Here is a 16,707-nt window from a genome sequence, read left to right as displayed (position 1 = left end):
AGACCGCGCCACTCGACCAGCGGGTCTCGATACGCGCGGCAGACCGCGCCACTCGACCAGCGGGTCGCGGCTAGGCGCCGAGTTGCTCCAACTGCCAGCCGAGCCACGGGCTGAAGGCGAAGGGTGCCGCAGTGACCGCACCGAAAAGAAGGTGCGGCTCGAGCCAGGCGAACTCGGAGACCTCCGCAGGGTTGGGTTTCACGACATCCGTGGTCACCGCTCGATAGACCGGGCAGACCTCGTTCTCCACGATGCCTGACGCGTCGACCGCACGGTAGCGGAAATCGGGAAGCACGACCTCGGGGTCGGTGACCGTGATGCCGAGTTCGAACGAAGCGCGGCGCGCGATGGCCTCTTCCTGGCTCTCACCGGGGGAGGGGTGCCCGCAGAACGAGTTGGTCCAGACGCCCGGCCAGGTGAGCTTCGAGAGCGCGCGGCGAGTGACCAGCACCCGCCCGGCCGGGTCGTAGACGTGGCAAGAGAAGGCGAGGTGAAGGGGCGTGGAAGGCCCGTGAACCGAGAACTTGTCGGCCTCGCCGATGGGCGCGCCCGAGTCATCCAGAAGTACTACAAACTCTGTACCACTCTGCACAAGCCCTGTGCTGGTTTCCATGTGTGTCCGTTACCCTGAAGTTGTGACCGGCCCTGACCTGAAAGTTCCCTCGAGGGGAAGCGATTTCCTGGTCGAAACCGTGCTGAAGCGTCGCTCCAGCCTAACCGCCGCTGCACGGGACAGGACTGCGCGATGAGCGACGACAGCAACCATCCGGGCCCGCCGCGAAACTCGGGACCGAACCTGTACGACCTGGTTGCGGAAGAGACCGCGAGCGTGGTCATCCGGCGCTACTCCACCTCGTTCGGCTTGGCCTCCCGCCTGCTCGCGCCGCAGGTCCGCCGTCACGTCGAGAACATCTACGCCCTCGTGCGGGTGGCCGATGAGGTCGTGGATGGGGGAGCAGCGGATGCCGGACTCGACCCGCTCGCCGCCGCGCGAGTGCTCAACGACTTCGAGCGCGACACCGAGGCCGCGCTCGACTCCGGCTACAGCACCAATCTGGTTATCCACGCCTTCGCCCGCACGGCGCGGGCCACCGGCTTCGGTCGCGAGCTCACACAGCCGTTCTTCGAGTCCATGCGCATGGACCTGGTGCAGACCGAGCACGATGCCGAGAGCTTCGAGGCCTACGTCTATGGGTCTGCGGAGGTCGTCGGCCTCATGTGCCTCGCAACCTTTCTGCAGGGCAGCACCGTCTCCCCTGCCGAACTCGCGCGGCTGGAACACGGCGCGCGCAAGCTCGGCGCAGCGTTCCAGAAGGTCAACTTCCTTCGCGACCTCTCCGCCGACTTCCAGACGCTCGGCCGCAGTTACTTCCCCGGGGTGAGCGTCGAATCCTTCAGCGAGGCGGACAAGGCCCGCCTTCTCGAAGACATCGACTCCGACCTTCGTGATTCCGCAGCCGTCGTCCCGTTGCTTCCCGCCAGCTCTCGTCGCGCCGTCGCGCTCGCCCAGGGTCTCTTCACCGAACTGGCCGTGCGCTTGCGGGCGACCCCGGCCGACCGGCTGGTGACCTCCCGGGTTCGCGTGCCCAACCCGGTGAAGCTCCGCATCGCCGCCGGCGCCTTGGCCGGCCGCACGCCCCGAACCACCCTCTCCTCCCACACGACCAGACCGAAAGCAGCATCATGAGCAGCATCGTCGTCATCGGCGGGGGAATCGCCGGATTGGCGTCCGCCGCCCTCCTCGCGAAGGACGGTCACGAGGTGACCCTGCTCGAAGGTCGACCGAGCGTCGGCGGCCGCGCCGGATCCTGGGAGCGCGACGGCTTCCGCTTCGACACCGGACCCAGCTGGTACCTCATGCCAGAGGTCTTCGACCACTTCTTCCGCCTGCTCGGCACCACGGCTGACGAGCAGCTTCAACTGGTAACCCTTGATCCCGGTTACCGGGTGCTGTTCGAGGGGGTCGCCGAACCGATCGACATCACCGCGAGCCGGGAGGAGAATCTCGAGCTGTTCGAGCGCATCGAGCCGGGCACCAGACGCAAGATGGTGAAGTACCTCGACTCCGCGCGCGACGTCTACGAGATCGCCAAGAAGCGCTTCCTCTACTCGAGCTTCGCGGACATCCGCCCGCTGCTGCGTCGAGACGTGCTCTCGCGCACGGGCACGCTCGTCTCCCTGCTGCTCACCCCGCTGGCCACCCTGGTGCGACGCACGGTGAAGGATGCCCGCCTCCAGCAGATTCTCGGCTACCCCGCCGTCTTCCTCGGCTCCTCGCCGTATATCGCCCCGAGCATGTATCACCTGATGAGCCACCTCGACCTCGAGGGTGGCGTGATGTATCCGATGGGGGGATTCACCCAGCTCATCGGGCGCATCGAGGCTCTCGCCGAGGCCCAGGGTGTCACCATCCTCACCGGATCCCCGGTCACCGCGATCAACACCCGCGATGCCGTGGTCACCGGGGTGGATTACACGGATGCCACCGGCGCCACCCGCACGCTGGTCGCCGACATCGTGGTCTCCGCCGCCGATCTGCACCACAGTGAGACCGCGTTGCTGCCTGTCGAGTTGCAGACCTTCCCCCAGGAGTACTGGGACAAGAAGGTGCCAGGGCCGAGCGCGCTTCTGATCTACCTGGGCGTCAAGGGGGAGCTGCCGCAACTCGAGCACCACACGCTGTTCTTCGCGCGTGACTGGAAGGCGGGATTCGAGAAGATCTTCGGAGAGAATTCGTCTATTCCCGATCCGGCATCGATCTATGTCTGCAAGCCGAGCGGCATCGATCGCTCCACCGCACCGGACGGCTACGAGAACCTCTTCGTGCTCGTGCCCATCCCCGCCGATCCGACCATCGGCAAGGGCGATGTCGACGGCGATGGCGATACCCGCATCGAGACCCTTGCCGATCGGGTCATCTCCCAGATCTCGGTCTGGGCGGGCATCCCCGACCTCGCCTCACGCATCACCCTTCGCCGTACGCTCGGCCCGGGGGATTTCGTGAGCGATCTCAACGCCTGGCGGGGCACCGCTCTCGGGCCGGCTCACACGCTGGGGCAGAGCGCGATGTTCCGGTCGGGCAACAAGAGCCGCAAAGTCGAGGGACTGTTCTATGCCGGGGGATCCACGATCCCCGGAATCGGCCTTCCCATGTGCCTCATCAGCGCCGAGGTCGTGCTCAAGCGCATCCGCGGTGACCGCTCGACTGAACCTCTCGCCGAGCCGCTGCAGCGCACCCTGGCCTGATGGCGATCCTGTACCTGGCGGCGCTCGCGGTCGCGCTCACCGGCATGGTGATGCTCGATCGACGCTTCACGCTCTTCTTCTGGCGGGATGCCAGACGGGCGGCGATCGTGCTGGCGGCAGGGCTAGTCTTCTTCGTCGCCTGGGATCTCTCCGGAATCGGCCTGGGGATCTTCTTCCGCGGCGAGACCTCCTTCATGACCGGACTGGTCGTGGCGCCGGAGTTCCCGCTCGAGGAGCTCTTCTTCCTCACCCTGCTCTGCTACCTCACGATGAACCTGTTCGGTTTCCTCTCCCGTCGGTCGAGCAGGCCGTCCGCGGCCGTGGCGAGACCCAGTGAGGGGGCGGATTCTCGATGAACTACTGGCAACTCAACGCCATCTTCCTCGCCGCGGTTGCGATGCTCGGATGCCTCGCGCTCGTGAAATCCCGTCGTGTGATGCCCGTGCTGCCGATTCTCGGCACCCTCGGCATCCTGCTGCTGGTGACCGCGGTCTTCGACAATGTGATGATCGGCATCGGACTCGTCGGCTACGACGCCGCCAAGATCAGCGGCGCCTTCATCGGCATCGCGCCGCTCGAGGACTTCGCGTATGCGGTGGCCGCCGCGGTGCTTCTGCCATCGGTGTGGCTGCTGCTGCCCGGGAGGTCCCGTGAAGAATCTTAAGAGCCTGTTCGTGTCGTCCCGGCCGCTCAGCTGGGTGAACACCGCGTTCCCCTTTGCGGCGGCCTACTTCATGTCGACTCGTCAGATCGACGTGGTGTTCATCGTGGGCACGATCTACTTCCTCATCCCGTACAACCTCGCGATGTATGGCATCAACGACGTCTTCGACTACGAGTCCGATCTGCGAAACCCGCGCAAGGGCGGCGTCGAGGGTGCGTTGCTCGACCCGAGCGTGCACCGCCTTACCCTGTGTGCGGCGATCGTGCTCAACGTGCCGTTCCTCGTGTTCCTCGTCGCGGTGGGCAGTCCGCTGTCGTGGCTGGTGCTCGCCATCAGCGTCTTCGCGGTGATCGCCTACTCGGCTCCCGGCCTGCGTTTCAAGGAGCGGCCGTTCATCGACTCGCTCACCTCGAGCACTCACTTCGTCTCCCCGGCCGTGTACGGTTTCGTGCTCGCCGCCACCGTGTTCACCCCGGCGCTCTGGGCTGTTCTCGCGGCGTTCTTCCTGTGGGGGATCGCGTCGCACGCGTTCGGCGCGGTGCAGGACATCGTGGCCGACCGCGAGGGTGGCATCGCGTCGATCGCCACCGTGATCGGCGGGCGGGCCACCGTGCGACTGGCCTTCTGCGCCTACCTGCTCGCGGGCATCCTGCTGCTGTTCACCCGGTTTCCCGGGCCGTTCGCGGCGGTGCTCGTGCTGCCGTATGCGCTCACCGTCCTGCCGTACTGGAACATCACGGATGCCGACGCCGAGACCGCGAACCGCGGCTGGAGGCGCTTTCTCACCATCAACTTCGCGGCCGGATTCCTCGTGACGATGCTGCTCATCTGGTACGGCATCCTCACCGTCGGGTGCGCGGGCACGACCGTCCACTATTCGGGATCGTCTGAGCCGCTGCGAGTGGGACAGTCCGAGATGGGTCCCGCGCGCGACTTCGTCGCCTGCCGGTGACTGGTTCGGCTAGCTGTACAGCTAGCGGGCGCTGATCCGTCAGGGGTGAGTTCGAACCGGTGTAATCATGGCGGATGACTGGCGCGCGTCGCCGATACACGGGGTGCTCTCTCGGGCTTCGCGCCGACCTTCGGTCTCATCGGCTGGGACAAGCGGAGCTTCGCCCGCACGCCCAAGCCGAGCGCGGAGTGGTACGGCCGGGTGGCCCGGGCTAACGCGGTGTAGCCCGCGCGGTCACGCCTCGGCCGCGACGATCCGCGACCGCGCCACCACCACGCACAGCACCGAGAGCAGCAACGCCAGCGGACCCAGAAGCAGGTTCTCCCACCGGCTCGCGGAGGCGAAGTTGCCGAGCGCGCTCAGCGCGAGAAGCGGCACGAGAAGCCAGGTGAGCACCCGAACCGGCGTCGAGGTGGTGCCCCAGAATCCCGCCCGGCGCAACACCAGCGCGGCGGCGGCAACCAGCACGACGGCGGAGATCGCGCTGCTCACCCGCAGCGTCGGGAGCAGTTGCTCGTACAGTCCTCCCCACGCCGCCGCTCCCCACGGAACTCCGCTCGCGAGCGCGAGCTGGAACAGGGCGGTACCCGCGAGGCCGATGGCTGCGACCCCCGCGGCGGTGCGGGTGGCTGTCTCAAACATGTCGGTCCTCTCGGTCGTTGAGCGTGGTGACCGACCGGCCCAGGTCGGCCAGCCAGTCGATTTCGGTCTGGGTGTGGCGGATGCCGTTGTCCAGCGTCGCGAGGCGCAGCATCCCTTCGATGTCCGGGCCGGGTGGTCCGCTGGCGGAGCGGATGGCGCTCAATACGGCGAGCTGGTGTTCTGCCGCGGCGGTTCGGGCATCGATGAGGTCAGATACTCCGGCCGGGCCGAGCCGACCGGCGAAGAAGAGGCGCAGCAGGAACGGCTCCCGCACGGTGTGGCTCTCGAGCGGTGACGAGAGCCAGTGATCGAGCTCCTGGGTGCCGGCGGGAGTGAGGTGGTGCAGCTTGCGATCGGGGCGGTCCGATTGGGGGATCACCTCGATAGAGACGAGTTCGTCCTGTGCCAGCTGTGCCAGAACCCGGTAGATCTGCGCCTGGTCGGCGGTCCAGAATTGGCGGACGCTGCCGTCGAAATACGACTTGAGGTCGTAGCCGGTGCTCGGGGCGATGGAGAGGAAGCCGAGGATGGCGTGGCGGAGGGTCATGGGAGAAGAATATAGGACAAGTCTTATATATGTAAATACCTACATCAACGCTATCTGTCGCTGAACTCTCTCCTGAGCCGGGGCTACTCGGCCGGAGGAGTGGGGACCGGATCCGTCCACCCGAGGTTTCGCGCCATCCGCTCGAGTGTCTCGAGAGCCTCGGCGTACCGCTGCTCGGAGATGCCGTCGGCAGTGAGCGCACGGGTCTTGGCGACGGTCGAGGCGAGCGCCGTGAGAGCGATTCGGCCGGGGTCGGCGAGGGAGTATCCCGACGGCGAGAGGGCGACCCATCCGCTGTCCACGAGCTCGGCGAGATGCTCCGCAACGGTCTCGCCATCGACCGCGGACAGGAACGGCGCAAGCGCGGCATCCAACTCCGCGCCGGTGGCCGGTCCACGCGAGAGCACGTTGAGCAGCTGCCACTGGCGGCGGGTGACGCCGTGCTCCTCGAGGGTATCCGCGAAACGATCGTCGATCAGGCGGTCGACGAGCTTGAGCCAGAATCCGAGGGGGCGCTGATCGGTCATGAGCACAGGGTAATGGGAGTCCCGCCGCGCTCGGTGATGCGGGGCGCAGCTCGCAGTGAAATCTCGGCGGCTCGGCCGGGGGTCGGCATGGTTTCGAAACGGGCGCTGGAACGCCCGACTCGACCGGCGCGAGCACCCTCTCGACGGGCGCGGGTCCCTTAATACTCGAAGCCGAGTTCCTCGGGATAGTCGCCGAGCGCGGTGAGCGTCGACGCGGCCTTCTGCAGGTGCGCGAGGGTGAGGCCGAGCACGCCCGGTCCGAAGCTGACCCGCGCGACGCCGAGTTCGGCGAGCTTCTTGAGCGACACCGAGGTGGGATTGGAGATTACCGAGACCGGACCGCCGATGTCGCGGACGGCCCGCTCGACCAGTCCCTCGGTGGGAAGGCGAAGCATGAAGATGCTGGTGGCGCCGGCATCCAGGTAGCGGTTGGCGCGCTCCATGGCTCCAGCCCAGTCGGCCGGATTGCTCACCAACGAATCGACGCGCGCATTTATCGCGAGCGGAACGCCGGCCTCATCGGCGGCGATCCGGGCCGCGGCGACCCGGGCGACCGAGTTCTCGAGATCGCGCAGAGGACCGGATGCCGCCTCCAGCGAGTCCTCGATGTTGAGGCCCGCGGCCCCTGCCTCGATCAACCGCGCCACGTTGTCGCGAACGCCCGCCGCATCCGCCGCGTAGCCCTTCTCGAAGTCCACCGAGACCGGGATCGTCACGGCCCCGGCGATGATCCGCGCGGCTTCGAGGGCCTGCTCCACAGTGAGGCCCTCATTATCCGGCACACCGTGGGCGAAGCTGACGGCGTGGCTGGCGGTCGCGAGAGCCTTGACGCCCTTGGCGCCGGCGACGGTGCGAGCCGTGACGGCATCCCAGATGTTGGTGACGATGAGCGGCTCGCCGGGGCGGTGGAGTGAGCTGAGGAGTGCGGCCTTGTCGGCAGTGGAGGTCATGGGTCCACCCTGCCATGCGCGCGGGGGCAGATCGAGCGGCAGGGAACCTAGTTGGAGCGCGCCTTCACCGGGATCAGCAGGATCAGCCCAACGAGCAGCACGATCACGATGCCGAGGATGCCCCAGTACTGTGCCCCGGCGACAGCGACGAAGGTGGAGAACAGGAGGGGAGCGAGGAAGCTCACCGCACGACCGGTGGTTGCATAGAGGCCGAATACCTCGCCCTCACGGCCGGCGGGAGTGACCCGGGCGAGGAAGGTGCGGCTCGCAGACTGGGCCGGCCCGACGAAGAGGCAGAGAAGCAGTCCGCCGATCCAGAATGCACCCTGGCCGCCGTCGTGGGCCAGGAAGACACCGAGCCCGGCGAGGATCAGCCCTACGAGGGAAACGACGATCACCGGCTTCGCGCCGAACCTGTCGTCGAAGAGGCCGGAGATGAAGGTGCTCACCCCGGCGACGACATTGGCCGCGATGGCGAAGATGATCACCTGGCTGCTGGAGAACCCGAAGGTGCCCTGCGCCAGGATGCCGCCGAAAGTGAACACGCCGACGAGGCCGTCGCGGAACAGCGCGCTCGAGATGAGGAACAGCACAGTGTTGCGGCTCTCGCGCCAGAGGTTCGCGACGTCGCGGAACAGCACGACATAGGACTCGAAGAACCCGACCTTGTCGCGACGATTCTCGCGGCTGATCTCGGGAACGGTGAAGAGGATCGGCAGGGAGAAGGCGAGCGTCCAGAGGGCCGCGATCACTGCGATGAGACGGATGTTGAGGCCGTCGTCGTGCGAGATGCCCAAGAACCCGCCGGAGTCGGCGGTCAACCCCACCAGACCGAGGAGTACGAACAGCAGCAGCACGATGCCGCCGAGGTAGCCCGCGCCCCAGCCGAGGCCCGAGACCTTGCCGACGGTCCTTGGCGTGGAGACCTGGATGAGCATGGCGTTGTAGTTGACGGTGGCGATCTCGTAGAAGATCGTTCCCACCGAGACGAGACCCACCCCGAGCAGGAAGAACGCGGGCTTTCCCTCGACGAAGAACATGAGGGCGGTCATCACCACGACCACCCCGGTGTTGATGGCGAGCCAGAGCTTGCGTCGGCCCGAGACATCCGTCCGCTGCCCGAGTACCGGCGCGATGAGGGCGACGATGACGCCCGCGATGGCCAGTCCGAAGCCCAGGCTCGAGGTGAGGGATGCCTCCGCCGCGGTGAACGCGCGATGGGCGGCGCCGCCGGGCGAGCTCTCGGCGTCTCGGGCGGCGACGATCGCCGGATCCACGAAGTAGCTGGAGGTGAGGTAGACCGTGAAGACGAAGGTCGTGATGACGGCGTTGAACGCAGCGCCTCCCCAGTCCCAGAATGCCCAGGCGACGACCCAGCCGCGGGGGATCTGCTTGCCCTCCTGCAGGTCGAGGCCGGCCACGGCGATCGCGCCGGTGCGGGCGGGCTTCGGAACCGTCGGAGGGAGAGGAGCGCTGTCCGTCATGTGCACAGGTTAGTGGTCGAGGGAGAACATCAGAGGGAGTGCGGTCGATCAGTTCAGCCGGGCGCCGTCGGTGACCTGCGCGGTCGACGCACCGCACCAAGGATAGGAACTATCGTGAATCAGCCCCATCGTGCCGGCAGCGTGTCGAGGCGAGCGCTTCTCAGCGCCCGGACCTGATCGGGAGGGTCCGCCGGTCGCGCTGCCAGCGGCTCGGCCGGCGGCTCGGCCGGCGGCTTGACCACCGTAATCTCCTCCATTCGACACTGGCTCGCACCAGCCGTCGGGCGACGTCCTGGCGCCAATTCAATGGATGCTGGCGTCGCTTCGCGGCGGGGCAGAGGTCACCGGGGTGAGTCGCCCGCAGGAAACACCGCTCAGTAGTCTGATGCTTAAGTAGGTCAATCCTCAAGCTATCGGGTACCGTATTCACAGGGTTGCGCGATCGGGTTGCGCGACTGCGGCCGTTTCCCGGGGGAGGCGGACGGTTGCCACGCGTCGGGATCGTCGCGTCGATCGACGGAGATAGACCCAATGAAGCGCGCTTTCGCATCCCTTACTGTCGCAGTGCTCGTGGCCCTCGGCCTCGTCGTGCCCGCAACATCGGCGGCGGCGGCCGGCACCCCGGATGTTCAGGTGACCCGAACTGTCGCTGCCTCGACCCTCTACGGGACGGATGCCAAAGTCACGCTCACGGCGAAGCAGACTACCGGCCCGCAGGCCTACAACCTGTCGTTCACCGACATCCTGCCGGTGGGCGCCACCATCGCGTCTTCTGACTTTCCGCCCAGCAAACTCATCCCCCAGCCCGACGGCACGACGGTTGTCATCTGGTCGGATGTCGCCGACCTGGCGACCGGCGCGCTCGTCTCGTTCAATTACGCTCTCGCCTACTCCACTGTGACCTACGACATCGGCGCTGTGCTCACGGGCACGGCCGCCGCCTACGTGAACACGAACCCCCGGCGGGTGCCGCGGTTCCTGGCAACGACCGGGGCGCCGATCGCGACCAGTTTCACCGGATCGGGCACGGCCACGTCGTCCACGACGCTCGTTCCCTTCATCGTGGAGAAGACGGAGCCCAGCACCGAGGGTGAGCTGCTGCGGGGCGTGCACGACCACAAGACCGCCTACACGCTCAAGATCCGCAACAACCTCGTCAAGCCGACGACGAACCTGTCGATGGTGGACTACCTGCCGGCCGGTCTCGAATTCCTCGGCTGTGGCACCGTCGACAACACCGCCCCGCTGACGGCGGTCGAATACCCCGGCGCCGGGCGGATCTCGGACACTCCCGCCCCGCCATTCACCAACCCGTGCATCACGCCGGCCACGGTCGCCACGGTGACGACGGATCCGGATGGCGCGGGCGCGCTGCCTTCTGCCGTCTACACCCGCGTGGACTGGACCGGGCTCGGCGACCTCGCCGCCGGGGGCTCGTTGAGCTTCGACTACGCCGCCGCGGTGCCCCTGCGCCAGAATGTCGCGTTCGCCGGAACATCCACTGCCAATCTCGAGAACAACACCGGCGGTCTGACGGCCGACGAACAGAGTCTCACCAACCTGGCGGTCGGCTCCGGCACCTCCAACGGTGCCACCGCCTCGGCGTCGACGACCGACACGGTCACCGCGGAGGATGTCGCGCTGCAGAAGAGCGTCGATACCGCCACGATCTCGCAAGGTGCGACCAGCGTCTGGACCCTCGCAGTCAAGTCCTCGGAATACGCCCTGGCGACAACACCGATCACGGTCGTGGACACGCTGCCCGACGGCCTGGACTTCACCTCGAGTTCGCTGCCGACAGATTCGGTGGTCACCCATGCCGACGGCACGGTCACGGTCACCTGGACCCTTCCGGCATTCACCTCCCCCTCGAGCACCAACAGCTTCACCCTCACCACCACCACGCGAAGCACGTATCGCAACGGTGGCGGGCCCGTGAGCCACAACGACGCGTGGACGAACACCGCGAGCCTCACCACCACGGGCACGGTCATCACAGCAAACGACGGTTCGACGAGCGCTCTCGCTCTCACCGATGCGAGCTCGGCCGATCAAGCGGCCGGGGGCATCAGCATCGCCAAGGATGTGGCAGCACCGGCAGCGGTCGCGGTGGACTGCGGCGACGGATCCGCGTATTCGTTCCAGACCACGAATCAGGGTCCGTTCCACCCGGGAGACCGGGTCTGTTACCGGCTGACCGTCGACTACTCCGGCACCCTCAACACTCTCGGCAACTCGATCAGCGATCTGCTGCCCGCCGGCATGACCTACGAGTCGTTCGCCTACGGACCCGCAAACCTCGTGCCTCCGGCCAGTGTGACGGTCGCCGGAGCGGCCGGCGACAACCTCGTCACCTGGACCTTCCCTGACGCGAGCACCGCCACGAAGTTCCAGGTCATCGTCACGGCCCAGATCACCGATGCCGCCGCGGTCACGAACGGCGATATCGCCTCCAACCTGATGAAGGTGACCTACAAGAACACCGCCGGTTCCGTGTTCCAGTTGCGGGACCTCGCCGACATCACGACCACCAAGCCGCTTCTCGCGCTGGCCAAGGGCATCACTGCGCTCAATGGCACCGCGGTGCCCGGAGCGCCCGTGCACACCCTCACCGTGCAGGGCGGCGACGCGGTCACCTACGCGGTGACCGTGACCAACAGCGGCCAGCAGGATGCTACAAGCGCAGCGGTGCGCGACATCCTGCCGCCCCTCGTCACGTGCGCGGCAGTGTCGACGATCTCCGGCGGCGGCACCTGCGACAGCGGAAACAACCGCATCGACTGGACCATCCCCACGGTGCCTGCCGGCGGAAGTGCGACTGTCACCTATGTCGTCACCACGCCGTCCACCGCGGCGCCCGGCGATGCCTACCCCAACACCGCCGGGGTGCGTACCTTTGAGGGCATCACGAATACGGGTACCCCCTTCACCTACGTGCCCTCGAGCAACATCGACCCGACGCTCGAGCCCCAGGCCAACGCCGATCCCGCAAAGGACACGGCGCAGGCGAATGTCGTGCTGCCGACCATCGTCAAGTCGGGGACCGCCGGTGTCACCGAGGCCGGCAACAGTGCCAGCCAGGCGACCATCGGTGAGATCATCACCTACACGGTGCAGGCCGCGATCCCCCAGGGAACGAGCCTGTACGGCACTGCTTCGGTCACGGATGTCGTAGATAGCCGACTCCAGATCGTCGGCAATCCCACCTACACGATTGCGGGCGGAACGGCGCAGAACGCGACGGTCTCCGGCGCCACCATAACCGCCGACATCCCGACCACCTACGTCAACGCGCCCGGCAGCGGCGACGATCTTGTGGTGCTCACCTTCACGGCACGCGTGAAGGACTCCGGCGGCCCCGTGCGGGGCAACCAGATTCCGAACTCCGCCAGCCTCGGATGGGCCAACGCGGTCGGCACTGCTCGCACCGTGGCCAGTAATATCACCCAGACCCCCATCGTGGAACCGCTCATTACGATTCCCAAGTCGAGCAACGCGGTGGCCGGTCAGGTCGTCGCGGGGCAGGTCGTCACCTACACCCTCACCCTCACCAACAGCGGGGCAGCCAACGTCTCGACCGCCCATGACCTCGTGGTCGTCGACACCGTGCCCGTGGACATCGATCCGCTGGATGCCGGAGGCAATCCCGCCGCGAGCGGAACCCTCCCGGGCGGCGGCGTCTGGGACTCGGCCGCACGCACGATCACCTTCACCCGCAGTTCTCTCGCGCCCGGGGCCACCGACCCGCGCAGCTACCAGGCGAAGGTGCATGACCCCCTGGTGAGCGCGTCATCGATCGTCAACACGGTGACCGCGACCGCGACCTCGCTGGCGGGCACGGATCCCACCGAGCGCACCTCCACCTCCGCGGCGGGGGGTGCCGGATCGGGTTACCAGGCCTCCTCCTCCGTCACGCTCGCAGCTCCGGCGATCGGCCTCACCAAGTCCGCGAGTCCAGCCACACGCACCATCGGCGAGGTCGTGACCTACACGGTCGACGTCACGATCCCCGCCTCCGTCGTCGCATTCGACACCACGGTCATCGACACGTTGCCGAATCGAATTCGTTTCGGCCAACTCGTGAGCTCGACCTGTCTCCCGGCCGGAACCTGCAGCCCTGACATCACCGCGGCCGTGATCGGTGCGCCGACGGCCAGCGACAGGACCATCGGATTCTTCCTCGGTGACCTGAGCCCGGCATCCACCGCCCAGCGCGTCGTTCGCCTGGTCTACACCGGCATCGTCACCCCGGGCGCGGTATCGGGGAACACGCTCACCAACTCGGCCGCGCCGTTCTACAACCGCACGGACAAGATCACCGGCACGCCCACCACCGTGCCGGCGGCCGTCACGTTCGATGCCTCGGGTGTCGCAAAGACCGCGAGCATCGGGGTCGTCGAGCCGACACTGACTATCGACAAGCGAGTCGTCGGCCAGGTCGCCGACACCGACACCCGTCGCGCGAAGCCCGGCCAGACCCTCACCTACACCGTAGCCGTGCGCAACACCGGCACGTCGCCCGCCTTTGCCGTGAAGGTCACCGACACCCCGGACAGCCGGGTCACCGGCTTCACCTCGACACCTCCGGCCGGGGTGGTTGCGACAGATACCGACCCCTCCGACGGCACACTCGGCTGGACCATCGCCGGGCCGATCGCGGTCAATGCGACCGTGACCATCACCTATTCCGTGACGATGCCGGCTCTCACCGCGGCCGACGAGGTCGTGGCGGGTCCCGAGATCGTGAACACGGCGGACATCCCTTCCTACGCCGGTGTGGATCCGGCCCTCCAGCAGCCCGGCATCACCTACCTCGACTACAACAACGTCACCGCGGATGTCGTGAGCGTCGAACTAGACCTCGCATCGATCGCCAAGCACGTCTGGTTCGACGCCAATGGTGACGGCACTCAGAACGCCGGCGAACCCTCGCTCCCCGCAGTGGCCATCACTGTGCTGTACGCCGGTGCCGACGGGGTTTTCGGCACCCCTGACGACGAGTCGCACAGCACCACCACCGACGCCAATGGCGACTATCTGGTGGACCAACTGCCCGGGGGCCTCTACCGGGTGACGGCGGCAACGCCGGTGGGGATGACCCCGAGCTACGATCTCGACGGCGGAACCGCCACCCCGAACGGAGTCTGGCAGGGCGCACTGGCCGAGAATGCCGCGAAGACCGATGTGAACTTCGGCTTCACGGGCACCGGCTCCATCGGCGACCGCGTCTGGTTCGACCAGAATGGCGACACGGCACAGAACCCGGGTGAGCCCGGACTTCCCGGTATCCCGGTGACTGTGGTCTGGGGCGGCCCGGACGGTGACCTGTCGACCACTTCCGACAATGTCTCCTACCCGACGACAACCGGCGCAAACGGCTCTTACCTCGTCTCCAAACTGCCCCCGGGGCCGTACTCGGTGACGCTGGGAACGCTGCCGAGCGGCTACGCGGTCGACGCCGACCCGGTGGGTGGGGCGAGCAATTCGAGCACGCTCACGCTCGCCGCGGGCCATAACAACCTGGTGCAGGATTTCGGCCTCAATGGCGCGGGGTCGATCGGTGACTTCATCTGGCTCGACCGCAATAACGACGGGGTGCAGGATGCCTCCGAGCCCGGCATCGTCGGTGCCGGGGTCTCGCTGACCTGGTTCGGCGTCGATGGCGTTGCGGGCGGTGGCGATGACGCGACCTTCACTGCGACGACAGATGCCACAGGCAAGTACCTCTTCACCGGTTTGCTTCCCGGCGAATACTCGGTCGCGGTGACCGGCGGACTGCCTCTTGCCGCTGCGAACTCCTACGACCGTGACGGCAATAAGAATTCGGTCACTCCCGTCACGCTTGCCGCCGGCCAGGCCGACCTCGGCGTCGATTTCGGCTACAACGCGACCTCCATCATCGGGGATCGGGTGTGGTGGGATGTCAACCGCGACGGCGTGCAGGACCCGACAGAACCGGGCATTCCTGGCGTGGGCATCCGCGTGACCTACCTCGGCCCAGATGGAGTGCCGGGCGGCGGTGACGACCTGGTCTTCACCACGGCCACCGACTCGACCGGCGCCTGGAGCGTCACTCAGATTCCGGATGGCAAGTTCATCGTGTCGGTGATCAGCGGCGTCCCGGCGGGCTTCTCGCCGACCTTCGACGCGGACAGCGGCACAACCTCGCCCGACCAGACCTCGGCACTCACCCTCGTCGGCAGTGACCTGAACCAGGACTTCGGCTATGCCGGCACCGGCAGCATCGGTGACACGGTGTGGCTCGATCTCAACGGCGATGGCGTGCAGGACGCGAATGAGCCCGGCCTGCCCGGCTTCACGGCGACGCTCGTCTGGTTCGGGCCGGACGGGGTGCGAGGAGGCGGCGATGATGTCACCTTCACCACGACGACCGACGCGGTCGGCAATTACCTGTTCCCGGGTCTGCCGGCCGGAGAGTTCGCGGTCTCCGTGACCGCACCCTCTTCCAGCCCGGGACTCGTGCCCACCTATGACCTCGATGGGGGCACGGACTCGACAACCCGGGTCACGCTTCCCGCGGCGACGGCTTTCTCCACGGCAGACTTCGGATTCATCGGCTCCGCTTCGATCGGCGACACGGTGTGGCTCGACCAGAACGGCGACGGCGCGAAGGATGCCGGGGAACCCGGACTCGCCGGGGTCGTCGCCACGCTTCGCTGGGCGGGACCGGACGGCGTGCTCGGCAACGCCGACGACGTGATCTCGACCACCACGACGGACTCGGCCGGGCACTATCGATTCGACCGACTGCCCGGTGGAATCTTCACCGTGACCTTGTCGAACCTGCCTGCCGGACTCACCCCCACCGCTGATCCAGACGGAGGGGCCGACAGCAGTTCGCAGCTGACGCTCGTCGGCGGCACGAGCAACCTCGAGCAGGACTTCGGCTACGTCGGCGATGCGGGGGTCGGCGACCTGCTGTGGCTGGACGTCAACCATGACGGGATCCGAGACGGGAATGAGCCCGGCATCCCGGGCATTCTCATCACCGTGCGTTCGGCGGGCGCGGATGGCGTCTTCGACACCGCCGACGACATCGTCGTCAAGCAGCGAACGGATGCCGCAGGCACCTACCTCGTCGCGGGGCTCCCGGCGGGCGATGTGCGGGTCTCCTATGACCCAACGGAACTCCCGCTCGGCTACGTGCCATCATCCGACCTCGATGGCGCTGATGCCTTCAGCACAGTGGCCACCCTCACAGCCGGGGCGACGCGCCTCGACGTCGACTTCGTCGTGATCGGCAGCGCAACACTCGGTGGCACCGTCTTCAACGATCAGAACGGCAACGGAACTCGCAGCGGAGGCGAGCCGGGCATCTCGGGCGTCGGCGTCGTCATCGTCTGGAGTGGATCTGCAGGGGACGTCACGGTGCGAGTGACCACGGACGCGAACGGCAATTGGCAGCTGCCGTCGCTTCCGTCGGGCGACTACACCGTGACGCTTGATCCGGCGACGTTCCCGCCGGGCTTCCGCCCGACCACCACCACGACCTCGTCGGTGAACCTTCCGCCCTTCGGTGTGCGGACCGTGGTCAACGGCCTCACCACCCAATCGCTCGCGGCCACTGGCGGCGCACCCGTGGTGGCGGGTGTGCTGGCACTCCTTCTGCTTCTGGGCGGCGCACTCGCGCTGACCATCGCGCGCATCCGTCGGCGGCAAGCCTGAAGAGGGGGA

Annotated in this window: 12 protein-coding genes; 6 read left to right on the top strand and 6 right to left on the bottom strand. The window is 67.1% G+C overall.

The window, feature by feature from the left end:
* Positions 1-70: 70 nt before the first annotated feature.
* Positions 71-613, bottom strand: coding sequence for an isopentenyl-diphosphate Delta-isomerase (gene idi / locus VLI63_RS07035; RefSeq protein ID WP_409156151.1), 543 nt, complete (start codon positions 611-613; stop codon positions 71-73).
* Between the two features lie 132 nt (positions 614-745).
* On the opposite strand from idi, the gene VLI63_RS07030 reads away from it, so the two are divergent.
* Genes VLI63_RS07030 through VLI63_RS07010 form a run of 5 tightly spaced genes read left to right on the top strand, consistent with a single transcriptional unit; the run spans position 746 to position 4,862 of the window.
* A complete protein-coding gene (locus tag VLI63_RS07030) occupies positions 746-1,687 on the top strand; it encodes a phytoene/squalene synthase family protein (RefSeq protein WP_409156150.1) in 942 nt (313 codons plus the stop codon).
* Positions 1,684-3,246, top strand: a complete 1,563-nt coding sequence (gene crtI, locus VLI63_RS07025) for a phytoene desaturase family protein (RefSeq protein WP_409156149.1) — start codon at positions 1,684-1,686, stop codon at positions 3,244-3,246. The genes VLI63_RS07030 and crtI overlap by 4 nt, the downstream gene beginning before the upstream one ends.
* Positions 3,246-3,602 carry a lycopene cyclase domain-containing protein gene (locus tag VLI63_RS07020; protein WP_409156148.1) on the top strand — a complete coding sequence of 119 codons (357 nt, stop codon included), beginning with the start codon at positions 3,246-3,248 and terminating at the stop codon, positions 3,600-3,602. Before crtI ends, VLI63_RS07020 begins: the two co-directional genes overlap by 1 nt.
* Entirely contained in the window at positions 3,599-3,910 is a 312-nt protein-coding gene (locus VLI63_RS07015; protein ID WP_409156147.1) for a lycopene cyclase domain-containing protein, read from the top strand. The genes VLI63_RS07020 and VLI63_RS07015 overlap by 4 nt, the downstream gene beginning before the upstream one ends.
* Positions 3,837-4,862 carry a prenyltransferase gene (locus VLI63_RS07010; RefSeq protein WP_409156146.1) on the top strand — a complete coding sequence of 342 codons (1,026 nt, stop codon included), beginning with the start codon at positions 3,837-3,839 and terminating at the stop codon, positions 4,860-4,862. The genes VLI63_RS07015 and VLI63_RS07010 overlap by 74 nt, the downstream gene beginning before the upstream one ends.
* Positions 4,863-5,096: 234 nt before the next feature.
* On the opposite strand, the gene VLI63_RS07005 is transcribed toward VLI63_RS07010, so the two are convergent.
* The 5 genes from VLI63_RS07005 to VLI63_RS06985 form a co-directional block, all read right to left on the bottom strand.
* Positions 5,097-5,504, bottom strand: a complete 408-nt coding sequence (locus VLI63_RS07005; protein WP_409156145.1) for a hypothetical protein — start codon at positions 5,502-5,504, stop codon at positions 5,097-5,099.
* Positions 5,497-6,051, bottom strand: a complete 555-nt coding sequence (locus VLI63_RS07000) for a PadR family transcriptional regulator (protein WP_409156144.1) — start codon at positions 6,049-6,051, stop codon at positions 5,497-5,499. Before VLI63_RS07000 ends, VLI63_RS07005 begins: the two co-directional genes overlap by 8 nt.
* 83 nt (positions 6,052-6,134) lie before the next feature.
* Complete coding sequence (locus tag VLI63_RS06995) at positions 6,135-6,578, bottom strand: MarR family winged helix-turn-helix transcriptional regulator (RefSeq protein ID WP_409156143.1); 444 nt, start codon at positions 6,576-6,578, stop codon at positions 6,135-6,137.
* Between the two features lie 158 nt (positions 6,579-6,736).
* A complete protein-coding gene (locus VLI63_RS06990; protein WP_409156142.1) occupies positions 6,737-7,528 on the bottom strand; it encodes an isocitrate lyase/phosphoenolpyruvate mutase family protein in 792 nt (263 codons plus the stop codon).
* Between the two features lie 47 nt (positions 7,529-7,575).
* On the bottom strand, positions 7,576-9,012 hold the full coding sequence (locus VLI63_RS06985; protein WP_409156141.1) for an MFS transporter: 1,437 nt from the start codon (positions 9,010-9,012) through the stop codon (positions 7,576-7,578).
* Positions 9,013-9,543: 531 nt separating this feature from the next.
* On the opposite strand from VLI63_RS06985, the gene VLI63_RS06980 reads away from it, so the two are divergent.
* The gene (locus tag VLI63_RS06980) at positions 9,544-16,698 is read left to right on the top strand and encodes an SdrD B-like domain-containing protein (RefSeq protein WP_409156140.1); all 7,155 of its coding nucleotides are present in this window, start codon (positions 9,544-9,546) and stop codon (positions 16,696-16,698) included.
* Positions 16,699-16,707 lie beyond the last annotated feature (9 nt).

The sequence above is a fragment of the Lacisediminihabitans sp. H27-G8 genome (genome assembly GCF_046156175.1).
Taxonomy (GTDB): domain Bacteria; phylum Actinomycetota; class Actinomycetes; order Actinomycetales; family Microbacteriaceae; genus Lacisediminihabitans.
Note: the sequence above shows the minus strand (reverse complement) of the source record. Positions and strands in the feature narration are given on the sequence as shown.

What these genes read in the sequence shown, in the direction of transcription:
- idi (WP_409156151.1), bottom strand. Translation starts at nt 613, where the DNA reads ATGGAAACCAGCACAGGGCTTGTGCAGAGTGGTACAGAGTTTGTAGTA.
- VLI63_RS07030 (WP_409156150.1), top strand. Translation starts at nt 746, where the DNA reads ATGAGCGACGACAGCAACCATCCGGGCCCGCCGCGAAACTCGGGACCG.
- crtI (WP_409156149.1), top strand. Translation starts at nt 1,684, where the DNA reads ATGAGCAGCATCGTCGTCATCGGCGGGGGAATCGCCGGATTGGCGTCC.
- VLI63_RS07020 (WP_409156148.1), top strand. Translation starts at nt 3,246, where the DNA reads ATGGCGATCCTGTACCTGGCGGCGCTCGCGGTCGCGCTCACCGGCATG.
- VLI63_RS07015 (WP_409156147.1), top strand. Translation starts at nt 3,599, where the DNA reads ATGAACTACTGGCAACTCAACGCCATCTTCCTCGCCGCGGTTGCGATG.
- VLI63_RS07010 (WP_409156146.1), top strand. Translation starts at nt 3,837, where the DNA reads ATGCGGTGGCCGCCGCGGTGCTTCTGCCATCGGTGTGGCTGCTGCTGC.
- VLI63_RS07005 (WP_409156145.1), bottom strand. Translation starts at nt 5,504, where the DNA reads ATGTTTGAGACAGCCACCCGCACCGCCGCGGGGGTCGCAGCCATCGGC.
- VLI63_RS07000 (WP_409156144.1), bottom strand. Translation starts at nt 6,051, where the DNA reads ATGACCCTCCGCCACGCCATCCTCGGCTTCCTCTCCATCGCCCCGAGC.
- VLI63_RS06995 (WP_409156143.1), bottom strand. Translation starts at nt 6,578, where the DNA reads ATGACCGATCAGCGCCCCCTCGGATTCTGGCTCAAGCTCGTCGACCGC.
- VLI63_RS06990 (WP_409156142.1), bottom strand. Translation starts at nt 7,528, where the DNA reads ATGACCTCCACTGCCGACAAGGCCGCACTCCTCAGCTCACTCCACCGC.
- VLI63_RS06985 (WP_409156141.1), bottom strand. Translation starts at nt 9,012, where the DNA reads ATGACGGACAGCGCTCCTCTCCCTCCGACGGTTCCGAAGCCCGCCCGC.
- VLI63_RS06980 (WP_409156140.1), top strand. Translation starts at nt 9,544, where the DNA reads ATGAAGCGCGCTTTCGCATCCCTTACTGTCGCAGTGCTCGTGGCCCTC.